Annotated in this window: 19 protein-coding genes and 1 riboswitch; of the genes, 16 read left to right on the top strand and 3 right to left on the bottom strand. The window is 61.0% G+C overall.

Annotation, left to right across the window (positions count from 1 at the left end):
- Positions 1-21 precede the first annotated feature (21 nt).
- The 12 genes from dnaJ (at position 22) to radC (ending at position 9,646) form a co-directional block, all read left to right on the top strand.
- Complete coding sequence (gene dnaJ, locus ACR0KM_RS13410) at positions 22-1,182, top strand: molecular chaperone DnaJ (RefSeq protein ID WP_480859074.1); 1,161 nt, start codon at positions 22-24, stop codon at positions 1,180-1,182.
- 163 nt (positions 1,183-1,345) lie between these two features.
- Positions 1,346-1,452: riboswitch (TPP riboswitch) on the top strand.
- Positions 1,453-1,498: 46 nt separating this feature from the next.
- Positions 1,499-2,302, top strand: coding sequence for a bifunctional hydroxymethylpyrimidine kinase/phosphomethylpyrimidine kinase (thiD, locus tag ACR0KM_RS13405; protein ID WP_480859076.1), 804 nt, complete (start codon positions 1,499-1,501; stop codon positions 2,300-2,302).
- On the top strand, positions 2,299-3,276 hold the full coding sequence (locus tag ACR0KM_RS13400; RefSeq protein ID WP_480859077.1) for an FAD-dependent oxidoreductase: 978 nt from the start codon (positions 2,299-2,301) through the stop codon (positions 3,274-3,276). Before thiD ends, ACR0KM_RS13400 begins: the two co-directional genes overlap by 4 nt.
- The gene (thiS, locus tag ACR0KM_RS13395) at positions 3,260-3,454 is read left to right on the top strand and encodes a sulfur carrier protein ThiS (protein ID WP_480823888.1); all 195 of its coding nucleotides are present in this window, start codon (positions 3,260-3,262) and stop codon (positions 3,452-3,454) included. The genes ACR0KM_RS13400 and thiS overlap by 17 nt, the downstream gene beginning before the upstream one ends.
- A 3-nt stretch (positions 3,455-3,457) precedes the next feature.
- Positions 3,458-4,222, top strand: a complete 765-nt coding sequence (locus ACR0KM_RS13390; RefSeq protein ID WP_480859079.1) for a thiazole synthase — start codon at positions 3,458-3,460, stop codon at positions 4,220-4,222.
- Positions 4,219-4,815, top strand: coding sequence for a thiamine phosphate synthase (locus ACR0KM_RS13385; RefSeq protein ID WP_480859081.1), 597 nt, complete (start codon positions 4,219-4,221; stop codon positions 4,813-4,815). The genes ACR0KM_RS13390 and ACR0KM_RS13385 overlap by 4 nt, the downstream gene beginning before the upstream one ends.
- Positions 4,812-5,777: a HesA/MoeB/ThiF family protein gene (locus ACR0KM_RS13380; protein ID WP_480859083.1), complete on the top strand. Its 966-nt coding sequence runs from the start codon at positions 4,812-4,814 to the stop codon at positions 5,775-5,777. The genes ACR0KM_RS13385 and ACR0KM_RS13380 overlap by 4 nt, the downstream gene beginning before the upstream one ends.
- 18 nt (positions 5,778-5,795) lie before the next feature.
- Complete coding sequence (locus tag ACR0KM_RS13375; RefSeq protein WP_480859085.1) at positions 5,796-6,731, top strand: ABC transporter substrate-binding protein; 936 nt, start codon at positions 5,796-5,798, stop codon at positions 6,729-6,731.
- Positions 6,728-7,402: a thiaminase II gene (tenA, locus tag ACR0KM_RS13370; RefSeq protein ID WP_480859087.1), complete on the top strand. Its 675-nt coding sequence runs from the start codon at positions 6,728-6,730 to the stop codon at positions 7,400-7,402. The genes ACR0KM_RS13375 and tenA overlap by 4 nt, the downstream gene beginning before the upstream one ends.
- Positions 7,399-8,124: an ABC transporter ATP-binding protein gene (locus tag ACR0KM_RS13365; protein WP_480859089.1), complete on the top strand. Its 726-nt coding sequence runs from the start codon at positions 7,399-7,401 to the stop codon at positions 8,122-8,124. Before tenA ends, ACR0KM_RS13365 begins: the two co-directional genes overlap by 4 nt.
- Positions 8,121-8,855, top strand: coding sequence for an ABC transporter permease (locus ACR0KM_RS13360; protein ID WP_480823902.1), 735 nt, complete (start codon positions 8,121-8,123; stop codon positions 8,853-8,855). Before ACR0KM_RS13365 ends, ACR0KM_RS13360 begins: the two co-directional genes overlap by 4 nt.
- A 35-nt stretch (positions 8,856-8,890) precedes the next feature.
- Positions 8,891-9,646 (top strand): RadC family protein, encoded by a 756-nt coding sequence (gene radC / locus ACR0KM_RS13355; protein WP_480859091.1) that lies wholly within the window; start codon positions 8,891-8,893, stop codon positions 9,644-9,646.
- Between the two features lie 3 nt (positions 9,647-9,649).
- On the opposite strand, the gene ACR0KM_RS13350 is transcribed toward radC, so the two are convergent.
- The 3 genes from ACR0KM_RS13350 to secA all read right to left on the bottom strand — a co-directional run bounded on the left by ACR0KM_RS13350 (position 9,650) and on the right by secA (position 14,959).
- Entirely contained in the window at positions 9,650-11,194 is a 1,545-nt protein-coding gene (locus tag ACR0KM_RS13350) for a phosphate ABC transporter substrate-binding/OmpA family protein (RefSeq protein WP_480859093.1), read from the bottom strand.
- A 25-nt stretch (positions 11,195-11,219) separates the two neighbouring features.
- Positions 11,220-12,140 carry a hypothetical protein gene (locus ACR0KM_RS13345; RefSeq protein WP_480859095.1) on the bottom strand — a complete coding sequence of 307 codons (921 nt, stop codon included), beginning with the start codon at positions 12,138-12,140 and terminating at the stop codon, positions 11,220-11,222.
- Between the two features lie 101 nt (positions 12,141-12,241).
- Entirely contained in the window at positions 12,242-14,959 is a 2,718-nt protein-coding gene (secA, locus tag ACR0KM_RS13340) for a preprotein translocase subunit SecA (protein WP_480859097.1), read from the bottom strand.
- A 176-nt stretch (positions 14,960-15,135) separates the two neighbouring features.
- On the opposite strand from secA, the gene ACR0KM_RS13335 reads away from it, so the two are divergent.
- The 4 genes from ACR0KM_RS13335 to ACR0KM_RS13320 all read left to right on the top strand — a co-directional run bounded on the left by ACR0KM_RS13335 (position 15,136) and on the right by ACR0KM_RS13320 (position 20,064).
- Entirely contained in the window at positions 15,136-15,984 is an 849-nt protein-coding gene (locus tag ACR0KM_RS13335) for a peptidylprolyl isomerase (protein ID WP_480859099.1), read from the top strand.
- A gap of 5 nt (positions 15,985-15,989) precedes the next feature.
- Positions 15,990-17,216 carry a bifunctional glutamate N-acetyltransferase/amino-acid acetyltransferase ArgJ gene (gene argJ / locus ACR0KM_RS13330; RefSeq protein WP_480859101.1) on the top strand — a complete coding sequence of 409 codons (1,227 nt, stop codon included), beginning with the start codon at positions 15,990-15,992 and terminating at the stop codon, positions 17,214-17,216.
- Entirely contained in the window at positions 17,213-17,611 is a 399-nt protein-coding gene (gene mutT / locus ACR0KM_RS13325; protein ID WP_480859103.1) for an 8-oxo-dGTP diphosphatase MutT, read from the top strand. Before argJ ends, mutT begins: the two co-directional genes overlap by 4 nt.
- A 509-nt stretch (positions 17,612-18,120) precedes the next feature.
- Positions 18,121-20,064 (top strand): AMP-binding protein, encoded by a 1,944-nt coding sequence (locus ACR0KM_RS13320; protein WP_480859273.1) that lies wholly within the window; start codon positions 18,121-18,123, stop codon positions 20,062-20,064.
- Positions 20,065-20,087 lie beyond the last annotated feature (23 nt).

The following is a 20,087-nucleotide window of genomic DNA, read 5'->3' as shown; positions in this document are numbered from 1 at the left end:
TTGAGGCAGAAGGAAGAACTGATGTCCAAACGCGACTATTACGAAGTGCTCGGCGTGTCCAAAGGCGCTTCTGCGGATGAGATCAAAAAGGGTTTCCGCCGGAAGGCCAAGGAACTGCATCCCGATCGCAACAAGGACAACCCGGACGCTGAGGCACAGTTCAAAGAAGCCAACGAGGCTTATGACGTCCTGCGCGATGCCGACAAGAAAGCAGCCTATGACCGATTTGGCCACGCTGCCTTTGAAAACGGTATGGGCGGCGGCGGAGGCCGTCCGGGTGGCGGATTCGGTCAGGGCGATTTCTCCAGCGCTTTCTCGGATGTTTTTGACGACCTGTTCGGCGACTTCATGGGCGGCCAGCGCGGAGGTGGTGGCGGACGCCGTGCCGCACGTGGTTCGGACCTGCGCTATAATCTGCGTGTGTCTCTGGAAGAGGCCTATGCGGGCCTGCAGAAAACCATCAATGTGCCAACTGCGGTGGCCTGCTCTTCCTGCGAGGGAACCGGCGCCGAAGGCGGCGTTGAACCGACGGCTTGTCCGACCTGTTCCGGCATGGGCAAAGTCCGCGCCCAACAGGGATTCTTCACCGTCGAACGCACCTGCCCGACCTGTTCCGGTCTGGGTCAGATCATCAAGAACCCTTGTAAATCCTGTCAGGGTGCAGGCCGGGTCGAAAAAGAGCGTGCCCTCTCCGTCAACATCCCCGCAGGTGTTGAAACCGGCACCCGCATCCGTCTTGCCGGCGAAGGTGAGGCCGGAATGCGCGGCGGTCCGCCGGGTGATCTCTATATCTTCGTGGAAGTGTCCGAGCACAAACTGTTCGAACGCGACAGCGTAAACCTCTATTGCCGGGTCCCGGTCAGCATGGCCAAGGCCGCACTTGGCGGTTCGATCGAAGTGCCCACAATTGATGGCGGCCGCGGCCGCGTGCAGATCCCCGCAGGCAGCCAGTCCGGCCGCCAGATGCGCCTGCGCGGCAAGGGCATGCCCGCCCTGCGCGGTGGTGGTATCGGGGATATGTTCATCGAGTTGGCGGTGGAAACTCCGGTCAACCTCACCAGCCGCCAGAAAGAACTGCTGCGCGAGTTTGATGATCTTGGTGAGGATAACCATCCGGAATCAAAAAGCTTCTTTTCGTCGGTAAAATCGTTCTGGGACGGAATGAAAGGTTCAGCGGGTTAATTGGGGGCTCTGCCCCCGCCGCGGCAAGCCGCGACTCCCCCGGGATATTTAGAGCCAGATGAAGCAGGGGATCCGCACTTCATCTGGCCAAAAATATCCCGGAGCGCGAGGCAGAGCCTCGCAAAAATCCCTTGATTCTTTGTGCTGCGCCTGAGATGTTCCGCATCAACCGTTGGGGTGCCCTTCTATAGGGGCTGAGAGGTGCAGCTGCATCAACCCATCGAACCTGATCCGGGCAATTCCGGCGGAGGGAACGGTCTTAACACGTCAGACGTTTTCCACGCCCGCGTTGCCCTAAAGCTGATGGAGCAAGCGGATGACGCCCATTGCGTTGACAATCGCCGGGTCGGACAGCGGCGGCGGAGCCGGAATTCAAGCCGATTTGAAGGCAATGTCGGCTCTGGGTGTTTATGGGGCCAGTGTCATTACTGCCGTGACCGCGCAAAATACGCAGGCCGTGACAGCAGTGCATGGTATCCCGCTAGGCGTGATCACCGCCCAGATTGATGCAGTTCTTGGTGATCTGGACGTGCGCGCCGTCAAGATCGGCATGCTAGCGACGCCTGAGATCATTCACGCCGTCGCGGGTGCGATCTTGGAATTCGAGGGGCCCATTGTGCTGGACCCGGTGATGATCGCGAAATCAGGGGACGCGCTGCTGGCCGATGAAGCAGTGCAGACTCTGCGCGAGGTCCTGCTGCCCCGTGCAACCGTGCTGACCCCGAACCTCCCCGAGGCGGCGCGCCTGCTGGATCAACCTTCTGCCGAGACGCCGGACGATATGATTGCGCAAGGCCTAGCGTTGTGTGGGCTGGGGGCGACATCCGTTCTGATGAAAGGCGGGCATGGGGCCGGGGACGTCTGCCATGATCTTTTGATAGATGGCTCGGGCGTGGTGGGTGAGTTCCGGGCACCGCGGCAGGACACAAAGAACACCCACGGGACGGGTTGCACCTTGTCCTCGTCGGTTGCGGCGGGGTTAGCCCAAGGTCTCCCCCTGACCGACGCGGTCGCGCAGGCGCATCACTATCTGCAAGGCGCGATTTCCGCGGCGGACGATCTGAGGATTGGGCAGGGGCACGGCCCTGTGCATCACTTCCATCGGATTTGGCCCGCGTGACCGTCTGGTCCGTCATAGGCGCGGGTGTTGCCGGATTGGCCGTCGCCAGCGAGTTCGTCTCGCGCGGGGCGGCGGTGCAGGTGTTCGATCCCGGTGGTCCTCCGGGCCCGCACGGATGTTCGTGGTGGGCCGGGGGTATGTTAGCTCCGTGGTGTGAATTTGAGAACGCGGAAGAGCCAGTGTTGCGGTTGGGTCAGCAGGCCATCGGTTGGTGGTCGACGCGTACCAAGCTCGATCGCAAGGGTACGTTGGTTGTAGCCAATGTGCGGGATCTACCCGACCTACGCCGTTTTGCTCGAAGGACTCATGGCTTTCAGGATGTAGATCGCGCAAAAATATCTGAGTTAGAGCCTGATCTGCACGGCTTCGGCAAAGGTCTTCACTTCACCGACGAAGCGCATCTGGACCCGCGCCAGGCATTGCAGGACCTGTATCGCGACCTGACAGACAAGGGCGCCACGTTTCACCGGAAACTCGCCCCCGCCCGACTGGATCATGCCATCGATTGCCGAGGCCTGCATGCCCGTGAGGTGCTGCATGATTTGCGCGGCGTGAAGGGTGAGATGCTGGTGATCCGCTGCCCGGATGTGACCCTGACTCGGCCCGTGCGGCTGCTGCACCCTCGGATGCCGCTCTATATCGTGCCGCGGGGGGATGGCATCTATATGCTCGGTGCCACGATGATCGAAGCCGAAGATAGCAGCCGGATCACCGCGCGCTCGATGCTGGAACTGCTCAGCGCGGCCTATGCGCTGAACCCCGCGTTTGGCGAGGCCGAGGTGCTGGAGATTGGCGTCGATCTGCGCCCGGCTTTCCCGGACAACCTGCCGCGTATCCGGCGGCTTGGGCGGACGATCTATGCCAACGGGCTGTACCGTCACGGGTACCTGCTGGCCCCTGCGCTGGCGCAGGGCGTGGCTGATCTGGCGCTTGAGAACAAATATTCGGAGATGGTCGATGAAGATCGTGCTTAACGGTGAAGCGCGCGAGGTACGGGCCGGGACGCTGGCAGAGTTGCTGGAGGAATGCGGCTTTTCGGGCCGCGTTGCGACGGCGGTGAACGAAAGCTTTGTGCCCTCAAGCCTGCGCATCGCCCATCAACTGGCCGATGGTGATCGCGTCGAAGTGGTCGCACCGATGCAAGGGGGCTGACGGATGAAACGGTTTTACGGCACCGAACTGCCCAACCCGCTGATGCTGGGCACCGCGCAATATCCCAGCCCTGCGATTCTGGAACAGGCGTTCCGCGACAGCGGCGCGGGGGTGGCCACGGTGTCTCTGCGGCGTGAATCCGGGGCTGGGCAGACCTTTTGGCAGATGATTCAGGACCTTGGCGTGTTGATCCTGCCCAACACCGCCGGGTGCCATACGGTGAAAGAGGCGGTGACCACCGCGCAGATGGCGCGCGAGGTGTTCGGCACCAACTGGATCAAGCTGGAACTGATCGGTCATACCGACAGCCTGCAACCGGATGTGTTCCAACTGGTCGAGGCCGCGCGCATCCTGACCGAGGACGGGTTTCAGGTCTTCCCCTATACCACCGACGATCTGATCGTGGGCGAGCGTCTGCTGGCCGCCGGGTGTGAGGTGCTGATGCCCTGGGGGGCGCCGATTGGCTCGGGGCGGGGGCTGAACAACGAATATGCCCTGCGCGCGATGCGGGCGGAGTTTACCGATGTGCCGCTGGTGATCGACGCAGGTATCGGCCTGCCCAGCCATGCCGCGCACGCGATGGAGCTGGGCTATGACGCCGTGCTGCTGAACACCGCCGTCGCCCGCGCCGGAGATCCCGCGATGATGGCCCGCGCCATGATGCGCGCGATCGAGGCCGGGCAACTGGCCCACCGCGCCGACCCGATCGAGGCGCGCGATATGGCCGAACCTTCGACTCCTGTAATCGGAAAGGCCTTTCTGTCATGACGCTGGATCGTTTCTATCCGATCTTCGATCACTCGGACTGGTTGCGCCGGATGCTGCCTTTGGGTGTCAAGCTGGTGCAGTTGCGCGTCAAGGATCAGCCCGAGGATGTGGTGCGCAATCAGATCGCCACCGCGCGCGATCTGTGCCGAGATCACGGCGCGGTGCTGGTGGTGAATGATTATTGGCAGGCAGCGATTGATCTGGGCTGCGACTGGATTCACTTGGGGCAAGAGGATCTGGATGACGCCGATCTGAACGCCATCCGCAAGGCGGGCCTCAAGCTGGGCGTCTCCACCCATGACGATGATGAGCTTGAGCGGGTGCTGGCCATGGACCCGGATTATGTCGCTCTGGGTCCGGTCTATCCGACCATCCTGAAAAAGATGAAATGGCATCAGCAGGGCCTACCGCGTGTCACCGAATGGAAGGCGCGCGTGGGTGATATCCCTCTGGTTGGCATCGGCGGGATGAGCGTAGAACGCGCGCCGGGTGTGCTTGAGGCGGGGGCGGATATTGTTTCGGTCGTCACGGATATTACCCTGAACGACGACCCCGAGGCGCGGGTGCGCCAATGGATCGAGGTCACCAGATGAGCCGCTACGCTCGCCAGACTCTCCTGCCTGAGGTTGGGGCCGAGGGGCAAGCGCGCCTATCCTCGGCCCGGGTCCTGGTGCTGGGGGCCGGAGGGCTAGCTGCGCCGGTTTTACCTCTGTTGGCCGGGGCTGGCGTCGGGCGGATCACGATTGTGGATGGCGACGCAGTCGACCTGTCGAACCTGCATCGCCAGACCTTGTTTACCGAGGCGGATTACGGGCGACCCAAAGCCGAAATCGCTGCGGATCGGTGCCGCGCTTTGAATGGCGAGATTGCTGTCACTGGCCAAAAACAGGCTCTAACAAGCGAGAATGCAGCCACCTTAGTGGCGCAGGCAGATATGATCCTCGATTGCGCCGATAGCTATGCCGCCAGCTATATCCTGTCGGATACCTGTCTGGCGCAGGGCAAACCGCTGATCAGCGCCTCGGTGCTGGGCCTGTCGGGTTATGTCGGTGGCTTCTGTGGCGGTGCGCCATCGTTGCGGGCGTTGTTCCCCGATGCGCCCGACAGCGGTGCTAGTTGCGCGACCGCTGGCGTTCTGGGACCGGTGGTTGGAACCATTGGCGCGATGCAGGCGCAGATGGTACTGAACTTGATTTTGGGCATTGATCCGTCACCTCTGGGGCAGATGGTCCAATATGATGGCCGCACCTTACGCAGCAGCGGGTTCCGCTTTGATGATGCCCCCGAGCCGAGCAGCTGTTTCCGCTTTCTCTCGGCCAGTCAACTGACGGCTGAGGACCAGATTGTCGAACTGCGCGCCCTCGACGAAGCACCGACCCCTGTGCACCCCAGCGCCGCGCGGGTCTCACCCGACAGATTGCATGAAATAGAGCCTAACAAAGGCAAAAGACTGGCCCTGTGTTGCGCAACCGGCCTGCGTGCATGGCGCGCAGCCGAACAGATTCAACCGGATTGGCCGGGCGAGATTGTCCTCGTCGCGGCCTCAACCTCGTGAGAAAAGGAAACGCGAGACATGAAGAAACTGATCGCTGCAATCGCCCTGCTGGCTGCCCCGGCCGCTTGGGCTGAGGACAAGATGACCGTCTTGCTTGACTGGTTCATCAACCCCGACCACGGCCCCATCATCGTGGCGCAGGAAAACGGCTATTTCGCCGAGCAGGGGCTTGAGGTCGAGATCGTGCCCCCCGCCGATCCCTCTGCTCCGCCGCGTCTGGTGGCCGCTGGTCAGGCCGATCTGGCCGTGTCCTATCAGCCGCAATTGCACCTGCAAATCCACGAAGGCCTGCCGCTGAAACGCGTCGGCACGCTGGTCGCGACTCCGCTGAACTGTCTGCTGGTGCTGCAGGACGGCCCGATCAAATCGCCCGCAGACCTCAAGGGCAAGAAGATCGGCTTTTCCGTCGCAGGCGTGGAAGAGGCCGTTCTGGGCACCGTTCTGGGCAAATACGGCGTGACGCTGGACGAGGTCGAGATGATCAACGTGAACTTCTCGCTCTCGCCCTCGCTGATGTCCGGTCAGGTGGATGCGGTGATCGGTGCCTACCGGAACTTTGAGCTGAACCAGATGGATATCGAAGGCGTCCCCGGCACCTGTTTCTATATCGAGGAAGAAGGCGTGCCGCCCTATGATGAGCTGATCTACGTCGCCAACCCCGAGACGATGGATGTCGACAAGGTCGCCCGCTTCCTAGCCGCGACCGAGAAGGCCACGCAGTATATCGTCAACAACCCGGAAAAAAGCTGGGAGATTTTCGCCGCGACCTCGACCGAGCTGCAGGACGAACTGAACGCCCGCGCCTGGGTCGACACGCTGCCGCGCTTTGCTCTGCGTCCGGCGGGTCTCGAGGCCGGTCGCTATGCGCGGTTCGAGCAATTCCTGAAAGACAGCGGTATGATCGACAGCATCAATCCGGTCAGCGACATCGCCATCGACGTGACCGCGCAATGAGCGGGTATGGCAAAGCCTTCACCCTGATGCGGGATGCCGCGCAGGGCCCGTGGCGGGACTATACCCGCCACGCGTTTGTCGAGGGCCTGAAGGACGGAACGCTGCCGCGCGCGGCGTTCCTGCATTACTTGCGGCAGGATTATGTGTTCCTGATCCACTTTTCCCGCGCCTGGGCGCTGGCGGTGGTGAAATCGGAAACGCATTCGGAAATGCTGACCGCCGTGGGCACCGTGAACGCACTGGTTGCCGAGGAAATGCAGCTGCATATCGGCATTTGCGAGGCGGCTGGGATCTCGCAAGAGGACCTGTTTGCAACCCCCGAACGGGCGGAGAATCTGGCCTATACGCGGTTCGTGTTGGAGGCCGGATACAGCGGCGATCTGCTCGACCTGCTGGCGGCGCTTGCGCCCTGCGTGATGGGCTATGGCGAGATCGGCGCGCGGTTGGCATCCGAAGCGACTTCGGACACCTATCGCGACTGGATCAACACCTATGCCGGTGAGGACTACCAAGGCGCGTGTCAGGCGGTCGGAGAATTGCTTGATCAGGCTCTAACGCGGCGCATCGGGACGGATTTCGACGCTTCTCCGCGCTGGGATCGCCTGTGCCAAACCTTCCGCACCGCCACCGAGCTTGAGGTCAATTTCTGGCAAATGGGCCTGACCCCATGACCCCAGCGCCCGATCTGACCATCAGCGGCACGGCCACTATCGACGGCGCGACCTTGTTCGCGCCGTTGACCCTGACCCTCGGGTCCGGGGCGTGGACCTGCCTGCTGGGCGGATCGGGCGTTGGTAAAACCACCGTTCTGCGACTGATTGCGGGGCTGGAAACCGGGGCCGAATTCAGTGGCCAGATCACCGCGAGCGATGGAAAGCCAGTACCCGAGCGCGTGGCGTATATGGCGCAGGACGATCTGTTGTTGCCTTGGGCGACAGTCGCACAAAACGTCTCGTTAGGTGCGCGCTTGCGAGGTGAAACCGTTGATTTGGACCGCCGGGATCGGCTGATCGAGCGGATGCGCCTGCAGGACCACCTGACCAAGAAACCGGCTGAGCTTTCGGGCGGCCAACGTCAACGCGTGGCCCTCGCCCGCACGCTGATGGAGGATCGTCCAATCGTTCTGCTGGATGAGCCCTTTTCAGCCCTCGACGCCCGCACCCGTGCCGACATGCAGGATCTGGCGGCTGAGGTATTGCAGGGTCGCACCGTCCTGCTGGTCACCCATGACCCGGCCGAGGCCGCGCGTCTGGGCCAGTCCATCATGGTGATGACGCAGCACGGCTTGACGCCCTGTGATCCGCCCGCAGCCCCCGCGCCGCGCCATGTGGACGATCTTGAGACGCTGGAAACACAAGGCGCGCTGCTCAAGCTGCTGCGGGAAGCGGCATGAAAGTCCTCTCGGCCCTTGCAGCAACCGTCTTTGCTCTGGCCGTCTGGCAGGCGATTGTCAGCCTGACCGGGTTGCCGAAATTCATCCTGCCCGGCCCCGCGCTGGTGGCCGAGACATGGTGGCAGAACCGCTGGCTGATCGCCGAGCACACATGGATTACAGCGGTTGAGGTGGTCATCGGTCTGGCCGTCGGAACCGTGTTGGGCGTGGTGACAGCGCTGCAATTGGCCAACTCGCGGGCCGCGCGGGTTTTGGTGCAGCCGATGCTGGTGTTCACGCAGGCGCTGCCGGTCTTTGCGCTGGCGCCGCTGCTGACGCTGTGGCTGGGCTATGGGCTTTGGTCCAAGGTCGCGATGGCGGTTCTGATCATCTATTTCCCGATCACCTCGTCCTTTTTCGACGGGCTGATGCGGACCCCTGCGGGCTATCTGGACCTTGCCCGCACGATGCAGGCGAGCCCGCGCAGCGTACTGTGGCATATCCGCATTCCCGCCGCCTTGCCCTCGCTGGCATCGGGGATGCGGCTGGCAGCGGTTTATGCGCCGATTGGGGCGGTGATTGGGGAATGGGTGGGCTCGTCGCAGGGGTTGGGCTATCTGATGCTGCTGGCCAATGGCCGCGCCAAGACCGATTTGATGTTTGCGGCGATGCTGACGCTGGGCGTGTTTTCGATTGTGCTGCATATGATCATCCGCCGCGCCACCGCGCGCATGGCGGGTGAGACACGTTAACCACTTGGAAACTGATTCTGCGTCAGGGTAGGTCCATGACACAGGACGCCTTTGCCGAAGCCCCCATGCTGTTCGATACGGACGAAGCGCCCGCGCAGCCGCTGCCCGTTGGTCGGTTACCCTCCTACATCAAAGACCACCGCAAGCGGCTGCGCGAACGGTTCATGTCCGGGGGCGCAACGGCGATGCCGGATTACGAGCTGTTGGAATTGGTCCTGTTCCGTTCCATCCCCCGGCAAGACGTGAAACCGCTGGCGCGGGCGCTGATGGACACGTTCGGCGATTTCAACCGCGTCCTGACCGCGCCCGAAGAACGGCTGCGCCAGATCAAAGGCGTGGGCGATACGGTGATCACCGATTTGAAAATCCTTGAAGCTTGCGCCCATCGCATGGCCCGCGCGCGGGTGATGCAGCGGCATGTGATCTCTGGCTGGGACGCGCTGGTGGACTATTGCCACACGACAATGGCCCATCGTGAGACCGAGCAGTTCCGGGTGTTCTATCTGGATCGCAAGAACGTGCTGATCGCGGATGAGGAACAAGCCAAGGGCACCGTGGATCACGTCCCGGTCTATCCGCGCGAGGTGGCGAAACGGGCGTTGGAGCTAAACGCCTCGGCGCTGATCCTGGTGCACAACCACCCGTCGGGTGACCCGACGCCGTCACAATCGGATATCGACATGACCAACCGGATTCAGGATGCCTGCTCGGCGCTGGGGCTGACTCTGCACGACCACCTGATCATTGGTAAATCGACCGAGCTGAGCTTTCGCTCGCACGGATATCTCTAACGGTTATTGCACCCAGACCTCGACCCGGCGATTGATCTTGCGGCCCCATTCGGTGTCATCGCAGGCCATAGGCATGGCCTCACCGAATCCCTCGGCAGTGATCACGATGCTGTCCGGGATGCTGGTTTCGACTGCGGCCAGAACCGAATTGCGAACGGTCTGTGCGCGGCGCAGTGCGATCCGGGTGTTGGCATCGGCACCACCCACCCCGTCGCTGAATCCGATAAAGCTTAACTTGCGCAAATCCAGCGCGCCGCTTTCCAACGCTTGCGCCAGTTGTACGATGTTCGACCGCGACTGAGCGTCCGGACGGGATGATCCGGGCTCAAACCGAAACGAGAGCGATAGTCGCGTCATCGGTCGCAAAGTTTCGATCATGTCTTGCAGCGCGTCGAGGCCGACCTCGGCGCCGCCGGTCGCAATCGCATTGGCCAGCCGGTCGCCTTGCAGACCAAGGCGGATCCTCTCGGGCGATTGGTCGACAAACCCCGCTTGTCGGATCACGCTCTGGGCGGCCGGGCTTTGTGTATACGCCAGAAACTGGCGTGCTATCCGGGGCAGGCGACGTTGCGGTAAATAGATGAACAATGGTGCGGTCAGAGGGTAATCCTCGGTCTTTACCGACTGACGGGTCGCGATGATCGCATGGCCGCACCCGCCAGCCAGTGGAAGACTGCGCGCGGCACCGGTTTCAGCAAGGCTGGTGATGCCAATGGCGAATGGGTCGCTGGAAACTGCGCGGACCAGATCGCTGGCGCGTGCATGGCGGCGGATGTTTTCGGCCAGAACCGCGCTTGCCGGCTTCATCAGGAGATCGTCAACCGCCTGCGCCAGACCCGAACCCGGCCCGGTCAAATTCAGGGCGATCGGAGCGTCGGGGCCACCCAGTTCATTCCAGTTGAGGATCTCACCAGCAAAGACCTTTGCCAGATCAGAGGCGGCGATCTGGCGCACCGGATTATCCGCGGCAACAACGGGCACCATCGCGTCCAGGGCCAGAACCCGGGATCTGCGCGGGTGGGTCAGGTCGCCCAAACCCGCCTCGGATGCCATTTCCTGCTCGGCTGCACGAATTTCGCGCTGGGCCAGCACGATGTCGGCTGTGTTCCGGGCGAGGTCAGAAAACCCCTGACCCGTATCGTTGGCGCGCAGGATCAATCGGGCCAACGGGGCCTTTCGATCTGACTGGTGCAGGGCGTACGAGGTATCGTCTGGTTGATCGACCGTCAGACCCTGTTCTGCGGCAAAACCCCGAACCAGCGCAGGTATCAGAGTTTCGGCCATGACAGAGGCGCCGGACAGTCGGATCTCGGCCACAAAATCGGTCAGGTTCGGGCAGGCGGGTCCGTCACAGGATACGCCCGAACCGTCCACCGTCAGCTCTCCGAATTGCGTATCGACGCGATAGAACTCGCCGTCATAGCCCAGCAGAGTGCCAACAACCTCGACCTTGCCGTCATGTGAGGTCAGGGTGATATCCTGTGCAAAGACCTTGGTGGCGAGAGTCAGCGCAACAAGCGCGGTCAATGCCGCACGTAAAAATGTCATGAGGAAGTGTCGACCTGCCTGCTGTTTATTTTGCAGCGATTGTCAGGTCTGAGAACAGATTATTCAACACCAGAAAATCACCGGTTGCGTCACAAGTCGGCATCTCGAGTGTCAGATCGCGCGAACGCAGGCGTTGATCCGAGCGCCACTCAAGCGCCTGGACGTGAAGACCGGTGTTGCAGTTGTACTCGGTCACTTCGGCTTCGATTGACAATGCAATCGATCCGCTCTGTGTCGCGGCGTTTGCGGGAAACGAGTAGACCTCGATGTTGCGCGCATCGGCCGAGTCGCCCTGACCAAGATGGACAACAGATCCCGTGCCGATGCTGTCGCTGCCGGACCACACATGGCCTGCCTCGCCATAGCTGGCACCGAATTCCAGCGCGTGCAACTGCAGGTCGGTCTGACCCTGCCATTGCAGGGCGATCCGGTTGTAGTTTCTGATTTCCGGCACATGGGTTGTGGCGACCGTTCCATTCTGATCCGCCATGGAAATCAGGAAGATAGCGTATTCGGCCAGAGCCGGCACAGTCAAATCCAGCCGTCCCAAAGCGTCTGTTCGGGTCGAAAAGACCAGACCGCTGTGGTGGATCTCGATCATTTGATCCATATGGCAAGGCGCTTTTACGCTGAGCCTTGCCTTGGCACCCGGTACAGCCATGGCGCGCGCGCTCAGGTCGCAATTTGACGGAAACCGGGGCTGCGCGCGCAAGGTCGGCGACGCATCCGGCGATGTATTTCTCGCGGTTTCAGTGGGAGAGGACGATGTCAATACGACGGCTTCGAGCCCCGGCAGGCCCGCCGATTGCGCCGCAACAGATGCCACACGTTCCGAACCCGCATCAGGCACGGATTGCTGTGCAGAGCCGCTCTGCATCAGGTAACCAATCGCAAGGGCGCAGGCAACGGTCCCGCCCGTGGTTACGTAATTCTTAATTACAAACAAGACACCCTCCCCAGTTGAAGGAGCGAGTCGTAAATTGGCCGCCAATCGCGGCCAATTTGTGGCCGCGAGACGGACTCATTGTGAAAGGGTTAACGATTACGTTAGGTCAGTCTGCCGTGGCAGTGTTTGAATTTCTTGCCGGATCCGCAGGGGCAGGTGTCATTGCGTGACGGATTTCCCCACGTGGATGGATCGTCCTCAACAAAACCCGGACGCCGGTCGCCTGATGCTTCGGCCTCGGCCACCGCCTCGGCCTGACCGGCAGCTTCATCAACCAACTGTTGCGCCTGCGCTTGCTGGGCCTGCATCTGAGCCAGCATCTCTTTCTGTTCTTCTTCGGTCAGCGGTCGAACACGCGACAATTGCTGCGTTACGGTTTCGCGCAGGCTGTCAAGCATACCCTCGAACAGTTGGAAGCTTTCGCTTTTGTATTCGTTCAGCGGGTCACGCTGGGCATAACCACGAAAACCTACGACCGAGCGCAGATGCTCTAGCGTCAGCAGGTGTTCGCGCCATTTACCATCGATGGTCTGCAGCAGCACCTGCTTTTCGATGTTGCGCATGTTCTCAGGACCGAAGGCGACCGCCTTCTGCGCCATCATCTCGTCAGCGGCCTTGATCAGACGTTCTCGGATTTGTTCGTCATCCACGCCTTCTTCGGCGGCCCAGTCCTGAACCGGGGCATCGATGGTCAGCTTGTCTTTCACCGCCTCATGCAGGCCGTCGGTATCCCATTGATCTGCATAGGATTTTGGCGGCATGTATTCGTCGATCAGATCATCGATCACCTGTTCGCGCATGTCCGAAACCACTTCGGACAGATCGTCCGAAGACATGATCTCGCGCCGCTGGCTGAACACCACTTTGCGCTGGTCATTCATGACGTCATCGAATTTAAGAACGTTTTTGCGCATGTCGAAGTTACGGCCTTCGACTTTGGATTGCGCACGCTCCAGCGATTTGTTGACCCAGGGGTGGATGATCGCCTCACCCTCTTTCATGCCCAGCGTGGTCAGTACTTTGTCCAGCCGCTCTGAGCCGAAGATGCGCATCAGGTCATCTTCGAGGCTAAGGTAGAACACGGTGCGGCCCGGGTCGCCCTGACGGCCTGAACGGCCCCGCAGCTGGTTGTCGATGCGGCGACTTTCGTGGCGTTCTGAGGCCATGACGTAAAGGCCACCGGCCTCAAGGACCTTGATCTTTTCTTCTGCGTGCTTTGCCTCTTCCGCGGCGCGCAGCGCGGCGGGGTCGGCGTCGGGGTTGTCGGCGATGGCTTGCAGCACCTTCATCTCGACATTGCCGCCCAACTGGATGTCGGTGCCCCTGCCCGCCATGTTGGTGGCGATGGTTACTGCGCCCAGACGCCCCGCATCGGCCACGATCTGCGCCTCTTGCTCGTGCTGGCGGGCGTTCAGGACGTTGTGTTCAATGCCTTCCTTGGTCAGCATCTGGCTGAGCAGTTCGGATTTCTCGATCGACGTCGTGCCCAGAAGGACCGGTTGGCCTTTGCTCTGCGCTTCCTTGGTTTCCTTGATCATTGCGCCGTATTTCTCGACGGCGGTGCGATAGACCTGATCGTCCTCGTCCAGACGGGCAATCGGCTTGTTGGTTGGAACCTCGACCACGCCCAGCCCGTAGATTTCCTGAAATTCTTCGGCCTCGGTCAGCGCGGTCCCGGTCATGCCGCCCAGCTTGTCATAGAGGCGGAAGTAGTTCTGGAAGGTCACGCTGGCCAGCGTGACGTTTTCGGGCTGGATCTGAACGCCTTCCTTCGCCTCGATGGCCTGATGCAGGCCCTCCGACAGGCGGCGACCGGGCATCATCCGGCCGGTGAATTCATCGATCAGAACCACATTGCCATCGCGCACGATGTAATCCTTGTCGCGCTGAAACAGCTTGTGCGCGCGCAGGCCCTGATTGACATGATGCACCACGGTGGTGCTCTCGGGGTCATACAGGGAATGACCCTCGGGGATCAGCCCTGCTGCCAGCAATTGCTGTTCCAGAAACTCGTTGCCTTCGTCGGTGAAGGTCACGTTTCGCGATTTCTCATCAAGCGTGAAATGGTCATCGCTGAGTGACGGGATCAAACCGTCAATGGCGGTATACAGGTCCGATCGATCCTGTGCCGGGCCCGAGATGATCAGCGGCGTCCGCGCCTCATCAATCAGGATCGAGTCCACCTCGTCCACGATCGCGAAATTGTGGTGCTTTTGATAGACCTGCTCCAGATCGGCCTTCATGTTGTCGCGCAGGTAATCGAACCCAAGCTCGTTATTGGTGGCATAGGTGATGTCGCAGGAATAGGCGGCCATCTTCTCGGCATCGGGCTGACCCGACCAGATCACGCCGGTGGTCATGCCCACAGCGGCAAACACTTTGCCCATCCACTCCGAGTCGCGCTTGGCCAGGTATTCGTTCACCGTGACCACATGCACGCCCTTGCCGGTCAGCGCGTTCAGATAGGCCGGGAAAGTGGCGACCAGCGTCTTGCCCTCACCGGTTTTCATCTCCGAGATATTGCCCTGATGCAGGAACGCGCCGCCCATCAGCTGCACGTCAAAGGCGCGCAGTCCCAGCGCGCGCTTGGCGCCTTCGCGCACGTTGGCAAAAGCCTCGGGCAGCAGGTCATCCAGCGCCTCGCCATCCAGCGCGCGTTTGCGCAGCTCGGCGGTCTTTTCGATCAGACCCTCATCGGACAGTTTCTCGAACTCGGGTTCCAGCGCGTTGATCTTGTCGATCAGGGGGCGGGTCGCCTTGATCTTGCGGTCGTTCGGTGTTCCGAACACCTTTTTGGCGAGCGTTCCGAGTCCCAGCATGTTCACTCCAGCGGATCTGTTCTTATCGTGGTTGCGACAGGCTTGCCCACCTTGCGCGCAACCCATAGATACGGGGGGTGAAAGGCGGCCCTGTCCAAGGCTTCAAGGCGATGTAAGCGGCAGGTTCCACAGTGTCAACGCTGCGCCCTGTCGCGGCAAAGAAATAGGATGAATCCATGCCCAAAGGCCTCACTTTTCTGCCATCGCTGGCCCTGACCGCCGTGATGGCCCTGCCGCTGGCCGCCCAGACCGCGCCCGATGCATCGACCGTCGTGGCCCGCGTGAACGGGGATGAGATCACATTGGGTCACGTCATCGCGACCGCATCCGCCCTGCCCGCGCAGTATCAAGAGCTGGAAGATGAGGTGCTGTATGACTTCATCCTCGAACAGCTGGTCCAGCAGCACCTGCTGAGTCAGGAGCAGGACGAACTGAACCCCCTGAACGCGCTGCGGCTGGAAAACGAAACCCGATCCCTGCGCGCGGTGCAAACGGTCGAGGCGATCACCGCCGCCACCGTCACCGAAGAGGCCATTCAGGCCGCCTATAACGCCCAGTTCGCCGATTTCGAAGGCGAGGATGAATTCAACGCCAGCCACATCCTTGTCGAGACCGAGGAAGAGGCCAACGCCATCAAGGCACAACTGGATGACGGCGCCGATTTCGCCGAACTGGCAAAAGAGAAATCCACCGGCCCCTCGGGTCCCAATGGCGGCGCGCTGGGCTGGTTCGGCACCGGCCAGATGGTGCCCGAATTCGAAGGCGCGGTGATCGCATTGGAAAAGGGTCAGGTCTCGGATCCGGTGCAAACGCAGTTTGGCTGGCACGTCGTCACGTTGAACGACAAGCGCAAGTCGCAGGCCCCCGCGCTTGAGGCTGTGCGGGGCGATCTGTCCCAGACCATCCGGCAAGAGGCGATTCAGGCCAAGATTGACGAACTGACCCAAAGCGCACAGATCGAACGCCCCGCGCTGGAAGGGGCTGGCCCCGAAATCCTGCGCCAGATCGAACTGATTCAGGAGTAATCCCCGTGGCCACGATCACAAAGGTTTCCCCGCTGGCCCCGGCGGGCTTTCCCGAACTGCCCGCCATCGACGGCGTACGTTTCGCCACCGTCGAAGCGGGCGTGCGGTATCAGGGCCGCACCGACGTGATGCTGGCCGTCCTTGACCCCGGCACTTCGGTCGCCGGGGTGTTCACCCGCTCGGCCACCCGCGCGGCCCCGGTGCTGGATTGCCAGGACAAAATCGGCGGACCCAGCGACGGGCCTGCGGCAATCCTTGTGAACTCGGGCAATGCCAACGCCTTTACGGGCCACTATGGCCAAACTTCGGTGGCCGAGGTTACGCAGGCCGTCGCCACAGCCACCGGCGTGCCGGTCGAGCGTGTCTTTACCTCATCGACCGGCGTGATCGGCGAACCACTGCCGCACGACCGTATCGTGACCCAGCTTGAGGCGCTGAAATCAGGCCTCAGCCGCCACGCCATCGAAGACGCCGCGCGCGCCATCATGACCACGGATACCTTCCCCAAAGGGGCCTCGGCACAGGTACAGATTGACGGCAAAACAGTCTCTATTGCAGGGATTGCCAAGGGCTCGGGCATGATCGCGCCAGATATGGCGACGATGCTGGTTTACATCTTCACCGATGCGCAAGTCGAACAATCGGCGCTGCAGTCGATGCTGAGCGCCCAGACCGACCGCACCTTCAACTGCATCACCGTGGACAGCGATACCTCGACGTCAGACACGCTGCTGCTCTGTGCCACCGGGGCGTCGGGCGTCGATGCCACCGGCAACGCCGCCTTTGCCGACGCTTTGGAAACGGTGATGCTAGACCTCGCGCAGCAGGTGGTGCGCGACGGTGAAGGGGCCACGAAATTCGTAGAAATTCGTGTGACCGGAGCCGCCACGGATGCCGACGCCAAAACCCACGGGCTGGCCATCGCCAACTCGCCTCTGGTCAAAACCGCCATCGCGGGCGAAGACCCCAACTGGGGCCGCATCGTCATGGCCATCGGCAAATCCGGAGCCGCCGCCGATCGCGACCTGCTAAGCATCTCTTTCGGGGACATCCTTGTCGCCGAAAAAGGCTGGGTTAGTCCCGAATACAAGGAAGAAGATGCCGCCGCCTATATGAAGGGTCAGGATCTGGTAATCGCGGTTGATCTGGGCTTGGGCGAGGGCAAATCCACCGTCTGGACCTGCGACCTGACCCACGGCTATATCGAGATCAACGCGGATTATCGCTCGTGAAAACAGTCCTCGTCTCCGCCGTCGCCCTGATCGACATCGAGGGGCGCGTCCTGCTGGCCCAACGCCCCGAGGGCAAATCCATGGCCGGTCTCTGGGAATTCCCCGGCGGCAAAATCGAGCCCGGCGAAACCCCCGAAGCCGCCCTGATCCGCGAATTGCACGAGGAACTGGGCATCGACACCTGGGCCTCGTGCCTCGCGCCCCTGACCTTCGCCAGCCACAGCTATGACGATTTCCACCTGCTGATGCCGCTGTTCGCCTGCCGCAAGTGGGAGGGCATCCCGCAGTCAAAAGAAGGTCAGGCCCTGAAATGGGTGCGCGCGAACAACCTGCGCAACTATCCAATGCCCGCGGCGGATGTTCCGTTGATTCCAATTTTGCGGGACTGGTTGTAGGGCGGAGCGCCCAAAAAAATCGGATGGATATAGTTTGGCAGGGTCAATTCCAGTTGCTTAAGAGAATTACAATTGTTTCAGGTCTCGTGCTCGTCGCTCTGTTCGGTTATTTGCCTTTCGAACTCGCGGCGTGCGACAAGATGATGAAAGAACATGGATCGGTCTTCATCTGCCTGCCGCTCACCTTTGTTGCTATCCCAGTGTTGGCCACAGTCTTTCTCGCGTCGCTTGTCGTCCTCGTGATAGCGAGAGTGAGAAGGTAAAGGTGCAATTTGGCCTTTTTGCCGACTTTTGTACATTTCGTACAAAACGAAACATCCACCTTCCCGCCCTGTTACAATTCGTAAGAATTGAGAAAACATCAGGCAAAACTTGACGCTGATCGTGCTGGTGCTCCTAATCGGGGCATTGGCGTTCGGGCCTGACCCGGACCCGCCATTTCCGGCTTTGAGGAGAGCCGGGTGGGGAGGAGAGAAAGATTGGCTCAGACGCAGTCGGGCGCTGAAGGGATGCAGTCCCTTCCGGCGCTGCTACACCGCAATGTGGCTCAGTTCGGGGATGCCCCGGCTTATCGGGAAAAGGAATTCGGGATCTGGCAATGCTGGTCCTGGGCGGAGACCGCCAAGGAAATCCGCGCGATTGCGCTTGGGTTTCTGGAGCTGGGCGTTGAGAAGGGTGACCACATCGCCGTCATAGGCCGCAACCGTCCGGCGCATTACTGGTCGATGGTGGCCGCGCAGATGGTGGGCGCGGTTCCGGTGCCTCTGTATCAGGACTCGGTTGCCGAAGAGATGGCCTATGTGCTTGAACATTGCGGCGCGAAATACGTGGTCTGCGGTGATCAGGAGCAGGTCGACAAGGTCATCGAGATTCAGGAAAACCTGCATCAGGTCAAACATATCCTCTATACGGATAAGCGCGGGATGCGGAAATACGACCATTCCCAGATGAACGCGCTTGAGGACATCATGGCCGAAGGCAGCGCCGGGCACGCGAGGTTCGATGCCGAGCTGGATAAGCGCATTGCCGCGATCACCTATGACGATACATGCGTGATGCTTTACACTTCGGGGACCACAGGCAAACCCAAGGGCGTGGTCCTGTCGAACCGGAATGTCATTGAAAGCGCCAAGAACTCGGCCGAGTTCGATCATCTGACCCGGAACGAAGACATTCTGTCCTACCTGCCGATGGCTTGGGTGGGCGATTTCATCTTCTCCATCGGTCAGGCCTATTGGTGTGGCTTCTGCGTGAACTGCCCCGAGAGCGCCGACACGATGATGACCGACCTGCGTGAGATCGGGCCGACCTATTTCTTCGCCCCGCCGCGCGTGTTTGAAAGCCAGCTGACCAATGTGATGATCCGGATGGAGGATGCGGGCAAGCTGAAGCAACGCATGTTCCGTCACTTCATGGATCATGCCAAGAAAGTCGGTGGTCTGTTGCTGGACGGCAAGCCGGTGGGCTTTGGCGATAAGCTGAAATATGCGCTGGGCAACCTGCTGGTTTACGGACCGCTCAAGGATACGCTGGGTTATGGCCGGTTCCGCGTGGGCTATACCGCGGGTGAGGCGATTGGGCCGGAAATCTTTGATTTCTATCGCTCTTTGGGCATCAACCTGAAGCAGCTTTACGGTCAGACCGAGGCGACCGTGTTCATCACCGTGCAGCCCGATGGCGAAGTGCGTGCGGATACGGTTGGTGTTCCTGCGCCGGATGTCGAGTTGAAGATCGATGACAAGGGCGAGATTCACTACCGCTCACCCGGGGTGTTCGTCGAGTACTACAACAACCCGGACTCGACGGCTTCGACCAAGGATGCTGAGGGTTGGGTGGCCACCGGGGATGCGGGGTTTATCGAGGAAGGCTCGGGCCATTTGCGGATCATCGACCGCGCCAAGGATGTAGGCAAAATGGCTGACGGGTCGATGTTCGCGCCGAAATATGTCGAGAACAAGCTGAAATTCTATCCTGACATTCTAGAGGTTGTGCTGTTCGGGAATGGCAAGGATCGCTGCGTGGCCTTCATCAATATCGACCTGACGGCGGTCGGAAACTGGGCGGAGCGCAACAACGTGGCTTACGCGTCCTATCAGGAACTGGCGGGCCATCCGCGTGTGTTAGAGACGATTAAGGCCCACGTGGAAGAGGTGAACAAGTCGGTTGCGGCGGATGAGATGTTGTCGGGCTGTCAGGTGCATCGCTTTGTGGTTCTGCACAAGGAACTGGATGCCGATGATGGCGAGATGACCCGGACACGCAAGGTGCGGCGTGGCTTTGTCGAGGACAAATTCCACGACATTATCGCCGCACTTTATGATGGGTCCTCAAGCGTTTCGACGACGACCGAAGTGACCTATGAGGATGGGCGCAAGGGGTCGATTTCCGCAACGCTTGAGATCGTTGATGCGCCAGTTGTGTCGGTCGCGCAGCACAAGGTTGCGGCGGAATGATGGGCCGTTCGAGCGCCGCTCGA

The sequence above is a fragment of the Ruegeria sp. G10 genome, from assembly GCF_056533645.1.
The sequence above is the reverse complement of the archived record's forward strand: the minus strand, read 5'-3'. Positions and strand labels throughout refer to the sequence as shown.